General features: G+C 46.7%; 13 protein-coding genes. All 13 read right to left on the bottom strand.

What is annotated here, in order from left to right:
* Nucleotides 1–58: 58 nt before the first annotated feature.
* The 13 genes from rlmH to AC1MEO_RS13535 all read right to left on the bottom strand — a co-directional run bounded on the left by rlmH (nt 59) and on the right by AC1MEO_RS13535 (nt 14,540).
* On the bottom strand, nt 59–538 hold the full coding sequence (gene rlmH, locus AC1MEO_RS13595) for a 23S rRNA (pseudouridine(1915)-N(3))-methyltransferase RlmH (protein WP_480331219.1): 480 nt from the start codon (nt 536–538) through the stop codon (nt 59–61).
* Nucleotides 539–627: 89 nt separating this feature from the next.
* Nucleotides 628–792 carry a CxxH/CxxC protein gene (locus tag AC1MEO_RS13590; protein WP_480331217.1) on the bottom strand — a complete coding sequence of 55 codons (165 nt, stop codon included), beginning with the start codon at nt 790–792 and terminating at the stop codon, nt 628–630.
* A gap of 358 nt (nt 793–1,150) precedes the next feature.
* Nucleotides 1,151–2,359, bottom strand: coding sequence for a S1C family serine protease (locus AC1MEO_RS13585; RefSeq protein WP_480331215.1), 1,209 nt, complete (start codon nt 2,357–2,359; stop codon nt 1,151–1,153).
* Between the two features lie 221 nt (nt 2,360–2,580).
* Nucleotides 2,581–3,369, bottom strand: a complete 789-nt coding sequence (locus AC1MEO_RS13580) for an MBL fold metallo-hydrolase (RefSeq protein WP_480331213.1) — start codon at nt 3,367–3,369, stop codon at nt 2,581–2,583.
* Nucleotides 3,370–3,381: 12 nt separating this feature from the next.
* A complete protein-coding gene (locus AC1MEO_RS13575; protein WP_480331211.1) occupies nt 3,382–4,194 on the bottom strand; it encodes a two-component system regulatory protein YycI in 813 nt (270 codons plus the stop codon).
* Nucleotides 4,181–5,515, bottom strand: a complete 1,335-nt coding sequence (locus AC1MEO_RS13570) for a YycH family regulatory protein (protein ID WP_480331209.1) — start codon at nt 5,513–5,515, stop codon at nt 4,181–4,183. Before AC1MEO_RS13570 ends, AC1MEO_RS13575 begins: the two co-directional genes overlap by 14 nt.
* Entirely contained in the window at nt 5,506–7,332 is a 1,827-nt protein-coding gene (walK, locus tag AC1MEO_RS13565; protein WP_480331207.1) for a cell wall metabolism sensor histidine kinase WalK, read from the bottom strand. Before walK ends, AC1MEO_RS13570 begins: the two co-directional genes overlap by 10 nt.
* Nucleotides 7,333–7,336: 4 nt before the next feature.
* Nucleotides 7,337–8,044 (bottom strand): response regulator YycF, encoded by a 708-nt coding sequence (gene yycF, locus AC1MEO_RS13560; RefSeq protein WP_480331205.1) that lies wholly within the window; start codon nt 8,042–8,044, stop codon nt 7,337–7,339.
* Between the two features lie 312 nt (nt 8,045–8,356).
* The gene (locus AC1MEO_RS13555) at nt 8,357–9,643 is read right to left on the bottom strand and encodes an adenylosuccinate synthase (RefSeq protein ID WP_480331203.1); all 1,287 of its coding nucleotides are present in this window, start codon (nt 9,641–9,643) and stop codon (nt 8,357–8,359) included.
* Between the two features lie 132 nt (nt 9,644–9,775).
* Complete coding sequence (dnaB, locus tag AC1MEO_RS13550) at nt 9,776–11,131, bottom strand: replicative DNA helicase (protein WP_480331201.1); 1,356 nt, start codon at nt 11,129–11,131, stop codon at nt 9,776–9,778.
* Between the two features lie 12 nt (nt 11,132–11,143).
* Entirely contained in the window at nt 11,144–11,593 is a 450-nt protein-coding gene (rplI, locus tag AC1MEO_RS13545; protein WP_480331199.1) for a 50S ribosomal protein L9, read from the bottom strand.
* Nucleotides 11,590–13,566: a DHH family phosphoesterase gene (locus tag AC1MEO_RS13540; RefSeq protein ID WP_480331197.1), complete on the bottom strand. Its 1,977-nt coding sequence runs from the start codon at nt 13,564–13,566 to the stop codon at nt 11,590–11,592. The genes rplI and AC1MEO_RS13540 overlap by 4 nt, the downstream gene beginning before the upstream one ends.
* A gap of 14 nt (nt 13,567–13,580) precedes the next feature.
* Nucleotides 13,581–14,540: a YybS family protein gene (locus tag AC1MEO_RS13535; RefSeq protein WP_480331194.1), complete on the bottom strand. Its 960-nt coding sequence runs from the start codon at nt 14,538–14,540 to the stop codon at nt 13,581–13,583.
* Nucleotides 14,541–14,579 lie beyond the last annotated feature (39 nt).

Below are 14,579 nucleotides of genomic sequence, written 5' to 3'. Positions count from 1 at the left end.
CTCTATTTCAGTTAATAGATATAAAAGGGGCCTGCTAGAGTCCCTTAATAGTTTACTTTTATTTATGGTACGGCTCACCCTTCATAATCCGGAAAGCCCGGTAAACCTGCTCCACCAAAATCAACCTCATCAATTGATGCGGAAACGTCATCTTCGAAAACGACAGTTTTTCATCCGCACGCTTCAATACTTCATCATGCAGCCCCAAAGATCCGCCGATGACAAAGACGATTTTGCTGCGGCCGTAGGTCATCAGCGATTGGATATCTTTTGCCAGCTGCTCGGAGGTTTTCATTTTGCCGTCGATCGCCAAAGCAATAACATATGCATCTGGGGAAATTTTCGCCAGAATCCGCTCTGCTTCCTTCTTTTTGACGATTTCCATGTCAGCTTCGCTCAATTGCTCTGGTGCTTTTTCATCGGCTACTTCGATTTCAGTGATTTTTGTATAGCTTCCCAGTCGTTTTGTGTACTCTTCAATACCGGATTTTAAATACTTCTCTTTCAGTTTTCCCACACTGATAATTGAGATATTCACAGGTTATCCCCCTTCACAATAAATTTACAAACAAGTTACCCACAAATGTTATACACATATCCACAAGTCTTTCTACATATTGTGCTCACTTACTCTTTTGCCACAAGATACGTCGCAGGCTCTTTACAGTAATCGCAACCTGTTGATAACTTTTCCGTTTCTGATAATTCTGTAAGTATAGGATAGGTTTTTGTTTCTGCTACGAACACGTCTAATGCATGTTCCACATGGGTTTTGCAGCATTTAATCTCCATTTTTTCCACCTCTTTCGATTTCCGAATATTCCACATAGTTATGCACATTTTGCCGTCTTTTATCCACAACCCATTTTAACAGAAGAAAAGAGCTACGGATAGCGAAGCTTTTATTCATCTGTGGATTGTTAATAAAAAATTTACTGTCAAAAAGTTATCCACACACTCTTTTCTCATTCCCTGATAATATATGCGGGGATTAATCTGCCGAATTTGCAGTTTTGAATAGTATTACACGAAAGCTTAGCAGCAAAATAACACTGCTCCTGCATCGCTGCGCTAGCTTGTCTGCCTGAAGTGATTCTTTGAAAAAACAAAAAACCCGCATAGAATCGAAATTCTACACAGGCTCTCTATCCTACAAAGCTGAATTATCAACCAGCTCTAATTCAAATTCCATCAGTTCTCCATCGCGGTAAGCATTCACCGTCATCAGATCCCCGATTTCTTTTTCATTGTACAGATGCTGGCGCAATTCGATGATATCCGCTATCGCTACTCCATCCATCTCCACAATGACGTCAAACCGCTCCATACCGGCTGCCTCTGCGGCCGATCCTTCCACCACTGAATTGATGACAACACCCTGTGTGACGTCTTCAGGGAGGTTTAAGGTCTCCTCGCGATCTTTCCGCGGCACTTGAACCAAATCGAGCAGCGTGATGCCCATAGACGGCCGTATCATTTCTCCGTTTTCTTCAAGTGAGCTGATGACCGGCATTGCTGAATTGATGGGAATGGAAAAGCCGATGCCTTCCACTGCCGAGGTCGCTATTTTCATAGAATTGATGCCGACCAGCTGGCCTGCGAGATTAACCAGCGCACCACCGCTGTTGCCTGGGTTGATTGCAGCATCCGTCTGCAGCACTTCCGCCTGCCAGTCCTCTTGGCCATCCCCGTCCAAATCTACTGGAACCGCACGATCCTTTCCGGACACTACACCTGTTGTCACCGAGCCTGAAAAATCAAGGCCCAATGGATTGCCGATAGCGATGACCGTCTCTCCTTGTTTTAAAGCGTCCGAATCGCCAAATTGGGCAACAGCCTGTACTTCGGCTCCGTCCATCTCAAGAACAGCAAGATCGGTCCAAATATCGCTCCCGACCAACGTCGCTTCCACTATAGAACCATCAGACAATGTCACTTCGATGCCGCTCGCACCATCAATGACGTGATGATTCGTCACCACATGCGCTATGCCATCCTCATTTTTATAAATGACGCCTGAACCTGTTCCAACTGCCTGTTCTTGCTCGGGCGATTGGGACCAGAAATCACCGGCTTCCTGAAGATTGGTGACTCCCACGACGGAATCTGCCGCAATTTCTACAGCTTCTGTCACATCCGTCGTAATATCAACCGAAACTGATTGTGATTGGGATGGCCCTTCGGATTCCTGTTGAACAATTTGCGTCTCACTGCCATTATCAGGTATCAACCCTGGCATCGAATAAAACAATAACCACACCAGTAAAGCACCGGCCGCCACTCCCGCCAGCCCTGCAGCAAATGCGCCCAAACGACTCGGTTTCTGCCTGCCGTTCGGTGTCTGATTGTAATAGCCCATTGTCTTCATCCTTTCTTTATCTGTTACCTGTTTACCCGGCTTGGCTGCTCAGTAAGACTCTTGCTGAATGTAATTTGAACTTACTACCAGTTTAAAAAGTCCAAACAGACAAAGCAAGCTGGAAGAGTTGGAGGCTTTTTTGGATTTTAAAATTAGAATGGACACCGGTCTTTCGCCCACCCAAAAAAACAGCCGGAAGCTGATCCGCTTCCGGCTGTTGGTTACACAACGACTAATTTAGTTGGGATATTGGCATCGGTGTCGAGAAGATTGACATACTCTCCAACGATGATGCCTTTTGTCTGAAGGGTCTGCTCAACGCTCATGCGCGCCAGATCCTTCATGTTATTGTCTTTGCTTAAATGCGACAGGTAAATGCGCGTCGGTTTTTCAGCAAGCACTTCGCTCATGGCGACTGCTGCGTCTTCGTTGGACACGTGGCCGACATCGCTTAAAATCCGGCGCTTAATGGACCATGGATAACGGCCCATCTGCAGCATCCCGACATCATGGTTGCTTTCAAACACATAAGAATCGGATGCCTGAATGATCCCTTTCATCCGGTCGCTGACATAGCCGGTATCCGTGATCAACGACAACTTCCGTCCGCCGGCATGAAAGACATAGAACATTGGATCTGCTGCATCATGCGAGACGGCAAACGATTCAATGTCCAGCGAACCGAAAGTCTTCACGGTATCCATATCAAAATGGAAACGCTGTTCCACTGGGACCGCCCCGATCAACCCATCCATTGCTGCCCAGGTTTTGGCATTGGCATAGATCGGCACTTTGTGCTTGCGTGCTACAATGCCAAGCCCTTTGATGTGGTCGCTATGTTCATGCGTGACCAGGATGCCGTCGAGGTCGCTCATTTTTTTGCCGATTGCCGCAAACAGCTCTTCCATCTTGCGGCCACTGAGTCCCGCATCGACCAGAAAGGAATGTTCCCCGTTTTCGATATACGTAGCGTTGCCGCTTGAGCCGCTGGCTAATACACTGAATTGCATAAAAAAATCTCCTTACTCTGCTGCTTCTTCTTCTCGTTTATTCAACTCGATAACGCCATCTTTCACCGCGTTCACGAAATAGTCCTGGCGGCTGCCATCGGGAAGCTCTGCTTGAATATGCCAGGTCGGCACAAACATTTGCCGGTTTTCCGATACCTGCACATGAACAGAATAGCCTAACTCTGTTTTTATGATCGCCAAGTCACGTTCCAGCATATTTTTCTGATAAAGCGTATGAATCGCTCTGATGGCTGGCAGCAATTCTTTTGGCTCTTCATTTTCAATAATGTCCGTGAACATCGTTTGTTCATAACGGATAAAATTGCCTTCATTGTCCCAATAAACGGTCAGCTTCCCGTCTTTACTGTGGTAAAGAGTTTCGCCGTCAAAGGTTTGGAAAAAGACGGCTTTGTTTTGTTCTTCATCCAGTTCCCATAATTCGTAGGACGCACCTTCATGGGTATTTTCTTCAACGAATGCAGTCAGCGCTTCGACGCTTTCTGCTTCCCCTATTGGAGCAACAGGTTTTTCATAGGCAACCTGCAGCTTTTTGCCGTCTTGAACATTTACCTGAACATTTTCTTTTGGCGCTTCCTTAGCAGTAAACAGTTTCGTTTCCCCACGCATATAAGGCATGCTCTCGACAACTTCAGGTAAATTCAAATAGGTGATTCCGTCACTTTTCATTTTTTCATCCACCGAGGATTCCGAAAGGACTTCCGTGTTTTTGGATTCTGTATAACGGTCCAAATACAAAGAATACAAAAAAACATTCAAAATAGAAAAGACAATGATAAAGATCGTCTTGGTTTTATTCCAATCCAAGTTTACGCCCTCCTGTCAATTCGCTCGTCAGCTCTGTCCAAACACCATTTGCTTTGAAATACCAAGCAGGCTCAAAAGTGATCAAAGGGCGTTCTTCACTTCTCGTCAATTTATACGCAGGCGTAATATCCGTTATTGCGGATAAATCCTGATTATCAATTTGTTCAATTGCTTCCAAGACTTCTTCTCCGGAAGCCAATACGGCCATTCTTTTTTCCGCTTCGGAATCCAATTGATAGGTCGGCCGAACATAGCTGTAAACCTGTTCCTCGCCCGCATCCACTCCGAAGGTAATATCCAGCCCTGTTGTGGTAGTGGTGCTGAAAACCGGTAAACTGGCTACATACAACTGGTATTCAATATGCTGGCTGATTGAATTCATTCCGGCGTACAGATAGTTATCCGTCCAGCCGCCATGTTCATTGATATAACCGAAGGAATCGAATAACAGATCTGAAGGAATCGCTGGATCTGAAGTTTCAGCTTTTGGCTGAATATAACTGATGCTTTTAGTGTTCGGATTTTCCCTCATCAACGCCCCGGAATCATCTTTGTATTCCTGTGTCATCAAGTCTGCTGATAATGCCAATGCCGGACTATCCAGCAGAGCTTCAGCAAATTTTGAAGTCGGCGTTTCTTCCAGCAAATAATCGAAGCTTGCTTGCTCGACTTCACCTTTCTGTACATAGATCGGCAAAGTCCCGATCTTTTCATCGGTCATATAAGCTTCATAGTCAACAGCCTCAGTTAATATCTCAGCTTGGAATTGTCTCAGATCTTCTGCTGGGATTACAGCTTTGTAAATTCTTCCCGACAGGGTATTGATGAAATACAGAGACGGCCGATCATTAGCCGGGCCTTCCCATTCGATGACGATCCGGTCAAATGAAGACTCGGGAATCGCCGCATCGACAATGTTGGTCATCGAATCGAATACCGGAAAAGGAATCAAACCCGGATAGTAGATGACTGCACGGTTCGAGGTGTGCATATAGGATTCCAACGTTTCCGGAGTCGCTTCTTCCTGCACCACCCGTACATCCTGGATCTCCCATAGCTCTAACGAGTTGATCAGCAAGTCTATATTGCTTTGATCGGTCGTTCCTGTGACTGTATCCTTGTTATGAAACAGCAATTTAACAGGTCTGACAACTTCCTCAGTGTTCTTGGTTTGTGCGATCGGCTCGTCCACTGTAGTCGACGGCTCGATGGTTTCATGCGTAGGGGTGAAGGTCCAGATGGTGAAGGTCAATGCCAGACTGAGCAGGATCAGCAAAAGTAACGCAAATGATTTAATTTGCTCTACATATTTCAATCCCACTCACCTCCATCGTCTATTTCAAAAGGCAGTGTAAAGAAAATAGTCGTTCCTTTTCCATACTTACTCTCAGCCCAGATGACGCCTCCGTGGGCATTAATCATTTCTTTGGAAATGGCTAATCCTAAACCGGTTCCGCCCATTTCGCGGGAGCGGGCACGGTCGACCCGGTAAAAGCGGTCAAATATGCGGTCGACATTTTCTTTTGGAATTCCCATGCCTTGATCACTGATCTGGATTAACAAAAATCCTTCCTCTACAGTCATGCCAAAACGAATTTTTCCACCTTCTGGAGAATACTTCAAGGCATTGGAAATAATATTATCAATCACCTGCGTCAATTTATCAGGATCGATTTCCACAAAATACTGCTCTTTCGGCAAATGCCGTTCAAAGCTGACTTTTTGTGATTTTGACATTTCAAAACGGTCAATGATGCGGTTGAAAAAGACATTAAACTCGACCATTTCTTTGCTCATCTCGGTTTCGCTCGAATCCATTTTCGATAATTTCAGCAAATCATTGACGAGTCGGATCATCCGCTCTGTTTCTGTCTGCGTAACGTTCAGGAAGTTCGGAGCCAGATTCGGGTCCTGCCAAGCCCCGTCCGCCAATGCTTCCAGATAGCTGCGCATAGTGGTCAAAGGCGTCCGCAATTCATGCGACACATTGGCCACGAATTCGCGGCGTTCCATGTCGATTTTTTCCTGCTCGGTATTGTCATGCAAAACCGCAATCAGTCCATTGACAAAGCCGGTCTCTTTTTGAATGACTGAAAACGTCGTCCGCAATAAGGTACTTTGTTCATGCGATCCAAAATCGAGTGTCACAGCCTCTTTCATATCGATCAAATCTTCGAAAGTATATTCTTCCTCCAGCCCCAATATGCTCGTTACCGGGCGGTTGATCACCGTTTCACGTGAAACATTCAGCAATTGCAACGCAGGGTCATTGATCAGGATGATTCGGCCTCGTCTATCTGTCGACAGCACCCCATCCGTCATGTTGGAGAGGACTGATGCCAGTTTCCGCCGCTCACTTTCGGTGGACTGCTGGGATTCCTGCAGCCTGTTTGTTAAATGGTTAAAGGCGCGGGCAAGCTGTCCGATTTCATCATCACTGTATACCCGTACTTTACGGGAGAAATTTCCTTTTGCCATAGCTTGTGCCTGTTTTCGCATATCTGCAATCGGCCGTGAAATAGTTTGCGCGACCAGAATTCCTAATATCGCCGTGATAACCAAAGAGATTGCGGTGCCTCCCGCAAGTATGGAGTTGATGTCGTCCATTTGGTCGTAGACATTTTCAATTTCTGCTACAACGTATAAAGTTCCAAGAACCTCTCCGCCTGCTGCAATGATTGGTTGTGTCCGCACCCAAATCCGCTCTTCACTTTCGGGATCGACGTAGGTTTGCTCTTGATCGGCTTCTCCGATAATCGTTTGCCGCACCAGGTCATTTGTTGAACGTTGGCCGACCAATGATTGGTTTTCGATTACAGAAGTTGCCAGGATGCTGTAACGTGTGTTGACGACGCGTATTTCATTGATATCATCTGACTGAAAACCATACAACACCGTCCGCAGCGTCTGCTCAAGCGTTAAATCTTCATCTGTGCGTTCTTTGATCATTTCTTCCCGCACACTGAATTCAATGATTTCCATTCGGTCTTCAATCGAGCTTTCAAAGTTCCCTTTCAGAGTCTCCTCCAGCTGCTGGGCAAAATAAAGTCCGATAATCTGCATGGCTAAAAGAATCAACAGAATATAGATTAAAACAAATTTTACATGTATCGATTTTAAAAAATTAACTTTTGACATTCAGTTACTCCTGTTCAGGATTTCGCAAATAATACCCTACACCGCGGCGCGTTACGATCCATGCTGGATGGCTTGGGTTGTCTTCGATTTTTTCACGCAAACGGCGAATGGTAACATCAACTGTCCGTACATCGCCGAAATAATCATATCCCCATACCGTCTGCAGCAAATGCTCACGCGTCATCACCTGTCCGATATGCTTGCCGAGGTAATGCAGCAATTCAAATTCACGATGCGTCAATTCAATAGTTTCTTCACGCTTCAACACAAGATAGGCATCAGGCTGAATCGTCAATGAGCCCACCTGGATATCGTTTGAATTCAGGCCTTCATCTTCTGCAGGCGCAATATTTTGGCGGCGCAAATTCGCTTTTACGCGTGCAATCAATTCGCGAGTCGAAAAAGGCTTCGTAACATAATCATCTGCACCCAATTCAAGACCAAGAACTTTATCGATCTCCGAGTCTTTTGCCGTTAACATTATAATTGGAAAATCAAATTTCTTACGGATTTCGCGGCACACTTCCATGCCATCACGATTCGGCAGCATAATATCCAACAACATCAAGTCCGGTTGGATTTCTCCCGCTATCTTGATCGCTTCATCTCCGTCATAAGCGCAAACTACATTAAAGCCTTCTTTTTTTAAGTTAAACTGCAGAATATCTGCAATCGGTTTCTCGTCGTCTACAACCAAAATGGTTTTGCTCATCATTATTCTCCCCTTTTTCTTCCCGTTTACACCCTTTTTTCTTGTCGTTGCACATTCTTTACTACCCTATACTTTATCATTGTTTAGGCCATTTCGCATCTATCAGCGGCTAAGCCCCTGGAGCGCTCCCAGAAACCCTTCAGACTGCGCAAGCTCGATTGCCACGCTCTGGTTACACGCTCGTCTTTTCCTGCCCTTATTTTCCATACACCGCTCTTGCTCCCTCTTTTTATTTCCGAAAAAGAAGTGAACAGCAAAAAGCAGCCGCCCGAAGGCGGCTGCTTGATGAAAACAGTAAGGATAAATCAACAATTATCTCCAAACACTCGTAACAATATTCGTTTGGTTGCGGTCAGGACCGACAGAGAAAATCGAAATCTGAACGCCTGTCAATTGAGCGATGCGCTCCAGGTAATGGCGCGCGTTTGCTGGAAGTTCATCCAACGATTTGCAGTTTGTTACATCTTCAGGCCAGCCTGGAAGCTCTTCATAGACCGGCTCGCATTCATCAAGCATACGCAGGTTCGCTGGGTATTCCGTGATCAATTCTCCCTGGTAGCGGTAAGCTGTACAAATCTTCACCGTATCAAGTCCTGCCAATACGTCGATCGAGTTGACAGTCAAATCCGTCAAGCCGCTGACACGTCTAGCGTGGCGGACAACAACGCTATCGAACCAACCGATGCGGCGTGGGCGTCCAGTCGTTGTTCCGTATTCTTTGCCGACTTCGCGGATCTGTTGGCCCACTTCATCGTGCAATTCTGTTGGGAACGGTCCGTCGCCGACTCGCGATGTATAAGCTTTGCAGACACCGATGACGTGCTGGATTGTTGTCGGGCCGACACCTGCACCGATTGTCACTCCACCTGCTACTGGGTTGGAAGATGTTACAAATGGGTAGGTCCCTTGGTCGATATCAAGCATAACGCCTTGAGCGCCTTCAAACAGGACGCGGCGGCCTGCGTCAATGGCATCATTCAATACTTTTGACGTGTCCGTTACATATTTGGCGATTTCCTGGCCGTATGCATAATACTCTTCCATGATTTCTTCTACAGTAAATCCTTCTGTTTCATAGAACTTTTCGAACAGACGGTTTTTCTCTTTCAAGTTCATGCGCAGTTTTTCTTCGAACACAACATGGTCCAACAAATCCGCCATGCGAATTCCGACACGCGCTGCTTTGTCCATATAAGCAGGTCCGATGCCTTTGCCTGTTGTTCCGATTTTATTTGCTCCGCGGCGTTCTTCTTCCACTTCGTCCTGCTTGATGTGGTATGGCAATAAGACGTGCGCGCGGTTGGAAATGCGCAGGTTCTCCGTTGTCACTCCACGGTCATGAAGACCTTTCAATTCTTTCACAAGCGCTTTCGGATCCACGACCATGCCGTTTCCGATCACGGATGTTTTATCTTTATAGAAAATCCCTGAAGGAATCAAATGCAGTTTGTACGTTTCTCCACCAAAAATAATGGTATGTCCAGCGTTGTTCCCGCCTTGGTAACGTGCAATCACTTCTGCATGTTCAGATAGAAAATCAGTAATTTTTCCTTTTCCTTCGTCTCCCCATTGCGTTCCTACTACTACGACTGATGTCATCGTCCGCACCTCCGTTAGGCTATATGCCCTGTCTCAAACAGTGTTTATTGTACCAATGAAATGGCTTATCGTCAATATAAAACAGAAGAAAACACGAACATATAAATGTGTTACCACATTTAATGTTCGTGTTTAAAAGGCTCCACCGGATTCATGCTGACTCCAGTCAATGGTAACGAATTTATTGTATTCCTTTACAAAAGCCAGTTTCACCGTACCGGTCGGGCCGTTACGCTGTTTGGCGATGATGATTTCAATCATGTTCTGGTCTTCAGTTTCCTTGTCGTAATAATCTTCTCGGTACAGGAAGGATACGATATCCGCATCCTGCTCAATACTTCCGGATTCACGTAAATCGGACATCATCGGCCGCTTATCCTGCCGCTGCTCCACTCCACGGGATAACTGCGACAAGGCGATGACCGGAACTTCCAGCTCACGCGCCAGCCCTTTCAGGGAACGGGAAATATCCGATACTTCCTGCTGGCGGTTTTCGCCTGAACGTCCAGGCCCCTGGATCAGCTGCAGGTAATCGATCATGATCATGCCAAGCCCGTACTCCTGTTTCAGGCGACGGCATTTGGCCCGGATGTCGTTGACACGGATCCCCGGTGTATCATCGATGAAAATTCCGGCATTCGACAAGCTGCCCATTGCCATCGTCAACTTGCGCCAGTCTTCGTTTTGAAGGGCACCTGTACGCAGCACCTGTGCATCAATATTGCCTTCTGCACACAGCATACGCATAACCAGCTGTTCAGCACCCATCTCCAGACTGAAGATGGCGACGTTCTCGTCTGTTTTGGTCGCGACATTCTGCGCAACGTTCAAAGCAAAAGCCGTCTTACCGACAGAAGGCCGTGCAGCCACGATAATCAAGTCGTTTCGCTGAAACCCTGCGGTTATCTTATCCAAGTCCTGAAAGCCCGTAGGAATGCCTGTGACGTCTCCTTTGCGTGTATGCAAAAGTTCGATGTTGTCGTAGGTCTTGACCAGCACATCTTTGATGTGGGTAAAGTCACCGGCATTTTTCCGGTTCGAAACTTCCATCATTTTCTTTTCCGCTTCGGCAAGCAGGGCTTCCACTTCATCTTCGCGTGTAAAGCCGTCTTCCACGATCGTTGTCGCTACCCGGATGAGGCGGCGCAGCAGCGCTTTCTCTTCGACGATATGGGCGTAATGCGCAACGTTGGCGGCCGTCGGTACAGCGTTGGCGATTTCCGTTAAATAGGAAAGGCCGCCAACGTCCTCCAGTTCTTTTTTGACAGAAAGCTCTTCTGTCACGGTCACTACATCAATCGCTTTTCCCTGATCTGATAAGTTCAGCATCGTCTGGAAAATCTTCTGATGGGCAATCCGGTAAAAATCCTCCGCCATCACGATTTCGGCAACCGTGATGAGGGAAGGCGGTTCTAAAAAGATGGCGCCAATGACCGATTGCTCGGCTTCATGGTTGTGTGGGGGGACACGATCTATCGTTTCGTTCATCGGTCTCCCACCTTACGCTTCTTCAGTAACATGTACTCGAAGCGTAGCGGTCACATCATGATGCAGTTTCACAGGGATATTCGTATAGCCAAGTGCACGGATGGCATCGTCCAAATCCATTTTGCGCTTGTCCAATTTAATGCCATGTTTTTTCTCTAGTTCTGTCGCTACCTGTTTGGTGGTGATCGATCCGAACATGCGGCCGCCTTCGCCGGATTTAGCCGTCAATTCAATTGTCAGGCTTTCCAGTTTTTCTTTCAGCTGTTGCGCTTCCTCGCGCTCCTGGTCGGCTTCTTTTTGTTCTTTTTTCTTTTGGCCATCCAATTTGCTGATGGTCGCCTGATTAGCTTCAATCGCCCAATTATTTTTCAACAGGAAGTTATGCGCGTAGCCATCCGCCACGTTTTTGATTTCACCTTTTTTGCCTTTGCCTTTTACGTCTTTCAAAAATATAACTTTCATTCGTTTGCTCCTCCTTCATGATCTTCCATAATCGCCGCTTTTAATTGTTCAAGGGCTTCTTCTATTGTTGCATTCGGCATTTGCGTGGCTGCATTGGTTAAATGGCCGCCGCCGCCGAGATTTTCCATAACAATCTGGACATTCACTTCGCCAAGCGACCTGGCACTGATGCCGATGCCGCCTTCTGAACGCTCCGCCACCACGAATGACGCGTTGACATCCTTCATCGTCAGCAGGATATCTGCTGTCTGGGCGATCAATACCGGGCTGTAGGCGCGGTTAGGCTCTCCTTTTGCGATGGCAATGCCATTGCCGACAAATTCTACTGTTTGAACGATTTTCGCGCGTTCAATATAGGTCTCCAGATCTTCTTTCAAAATGCGCTGGACAAGCACGGTATCGGCTCCATTTGAACGCAGATAAGAAGCTGCTTCAAATGTCCGGGCGCCTGTTCTCAATGTAAAGCTTTTCGTATCGACAATGATTCCAGCCAGCATTGCTGTCGCTTCCAGCATGGACAGCTTTTCGTGTTTCGGCTGGTATTCGATCAATTCGGTAACCAATTCAACTGTCGATGAAGCATAAGGCTCCATGTAGACCAGCATCGTATTCGTGATGAATTCCTCACCTCTCCGGTGGTGGTCAATCAAAACGACCCGATCCATCCGCTGCAGCAACCGTTCATCGATGACCATCGATGGCTTGTGCGTATCCACTATAACGAGCAGGGAATGCTCGGTCATGTCCGCCAATGCTTCTTCAGGCGTGATAAACTGCTCAAACAGGCCAGGATCGCCTTCGATTTCTTCCATCAGCCTCATAACACTGCGGTCATATTCATCAAAGTCAATGACGATGCGGCCTTTGACTTTATTCATGGCGGCCATTTTGGCAACACCGACTGCCGCACCAATGGAATCCATATCAGGCATTTTATGGCCCATTACAAAAACCTGGTCACTTTCCTGAATCAGATCACGCAAGGCGTGTGAAATAACCCGCGCCCTGACCCGTGTCCGTTTTTCGACCGGATTGGTCTTGCCTCCGTAGAATTTCACTTTTCCGCTCGGTTGCTTGATGGCCACCTGATCTCCACCGCGGCCAAGCACCAGATCCAGCCCTGATTGAGCCAAACCTCCAAGCTCGACCAGCGATGCAGATCCGGCGCCGACACCAATACTCAAGGTCAAAGCCAAATTGTCTTTGGCCGTGACTTCACGGATGTCATCCAGAATCGCGAATTTCGACAGCTCCAGCTCTTTTAAAATCGACTCGTTAAAGACGGCCATAAAGCGGTCAGATGAAATACGCTTCACGAAAATGCCGTATTTGGCGCCCCATTGGTTGATGAGCGAAGTGACCAAACTGTTTATATTGCTGCGTGTCTGATCATCCATCCCCTGCGCCAATTCGTCGTAATTGTCGATGAATAAAATGCCGATGACGGACCGATCCGCATGATACAGCGCCTCGATTTCCACTTGTTCGGTAATATCAAAAAGATAGAACAGGCGGTCATCCGCCCTATAATACACGCGGTATTTTCGGTCGCCCAATGTGATCGTCAGCTCTTTGGCTTCATCGGACTTCACCAACGTGTGAAAATCATCTGACAATTTATAAAGAGACTCGCCGATCAGTGTATCGTACTCGAGTGTCGAGGTCATATAGGGATTTGCCCATTCAATGTCGTATTTTTCATTGACCAGCATAATCCCGATCGGCATCTCGAGGAGCGCTTCTTCCCCAACCTTCTTCATGCGGTAAGACAGGGTTTCAATATGTTTTTCAGTAGCTTGATAGACTCTTTTTTCCGTCACCCATGCGGCCGAAAAAGCCAGCACAAAAAGCAGCGCAAAAATTCCAGCTGCCCATTCCGACCAAAATGAAATCAGAATCGCCGCGGCCATACCAAGAGACAGCAGCGCGATAAGCGGATATCGAAGTTTTCTTTTTCTAAAAAAAGCCGACATTATTCTTCAGCTCCTTATTTTCCTTTAAACTCGTGTGCCCGCTTGACCCAACCCCGGATATCAAACCCAAGGTCTACGATTCCGACAATACTCGTAAATGACTGCAGCGGCAAGGCCAATAACGTCACCAGCACTGTCACCCATTTTGGCCAGCCTTCCTGGTGGATGTAGAAATGGTAAAAAGAAATACCCTGCAGGAACAGCAGGAATTGCAGCAGCACGGTTGCATTGATGAAGACCATGTATGCCATCGTTCCAGGTTCGAACTCCGACAACAGGGAAACAATCAACACGATTAAATAATACCATAAAACGGATTTTGGCAATTTCATGTTCCGGAAAGGCGGAAACTTAGGAACTGCAATCCCAAGGCGCTTCATAATCGGCAGCAAGATCACTAACAAGACCCATACCACCATGAACACACCTAATACCAATAACACCGGCAACAGAGTTTCAAATGAAAACTGCAATTGCGCAACGAGTTCATTGTATTCTTCGATAGAAGCTTCAGTAGCCCCAAAACGTTCCATCAAGGCACCTGTCTGTTCGTAGGATTGATCGAACATGCCACTAAATTCTTCCAGTACATTGATGCCAAAGAGCACAATGGAAGCCACGTATTGAACCATCAATGACACCAACAGGACAATGCTGGCACCCATGAACATGAATAATTTGCTCTTCTTATAATAAATTGAAAGACCGATTGCCAATCCCAGCGGTACATGGATCAACGCCAGCGGCACGGACAACAGGCCACCGATGATAAACGACAGCACCAGACAGACCGATGCAAAAAGCGCTGAAGCTTTCCATGGATATTTTGCGCTGTACCAGGCGACCGGCAATGCCAAAATTAAAGTACTTACTATACTCAAAACAGGAACGTATACGGAGATTGCCAGCAGCACTGTAAACACCGCCGCCATCATCGCCCCAGTTGTAAGTTGTCGCGTTTGTTGATTTTGCATATGACTGTTTTTTCCCCTCTTTCGGGCAGATTTCATCTT

The sequence above is a fragment of the Planococcus sp. BI3 genome, from assembly GCF_056680115.1.
Note: the sequence above shows the minus strand (reverse complement) of the source record. Positions and strands in the feature narration are given on the sequence as shown.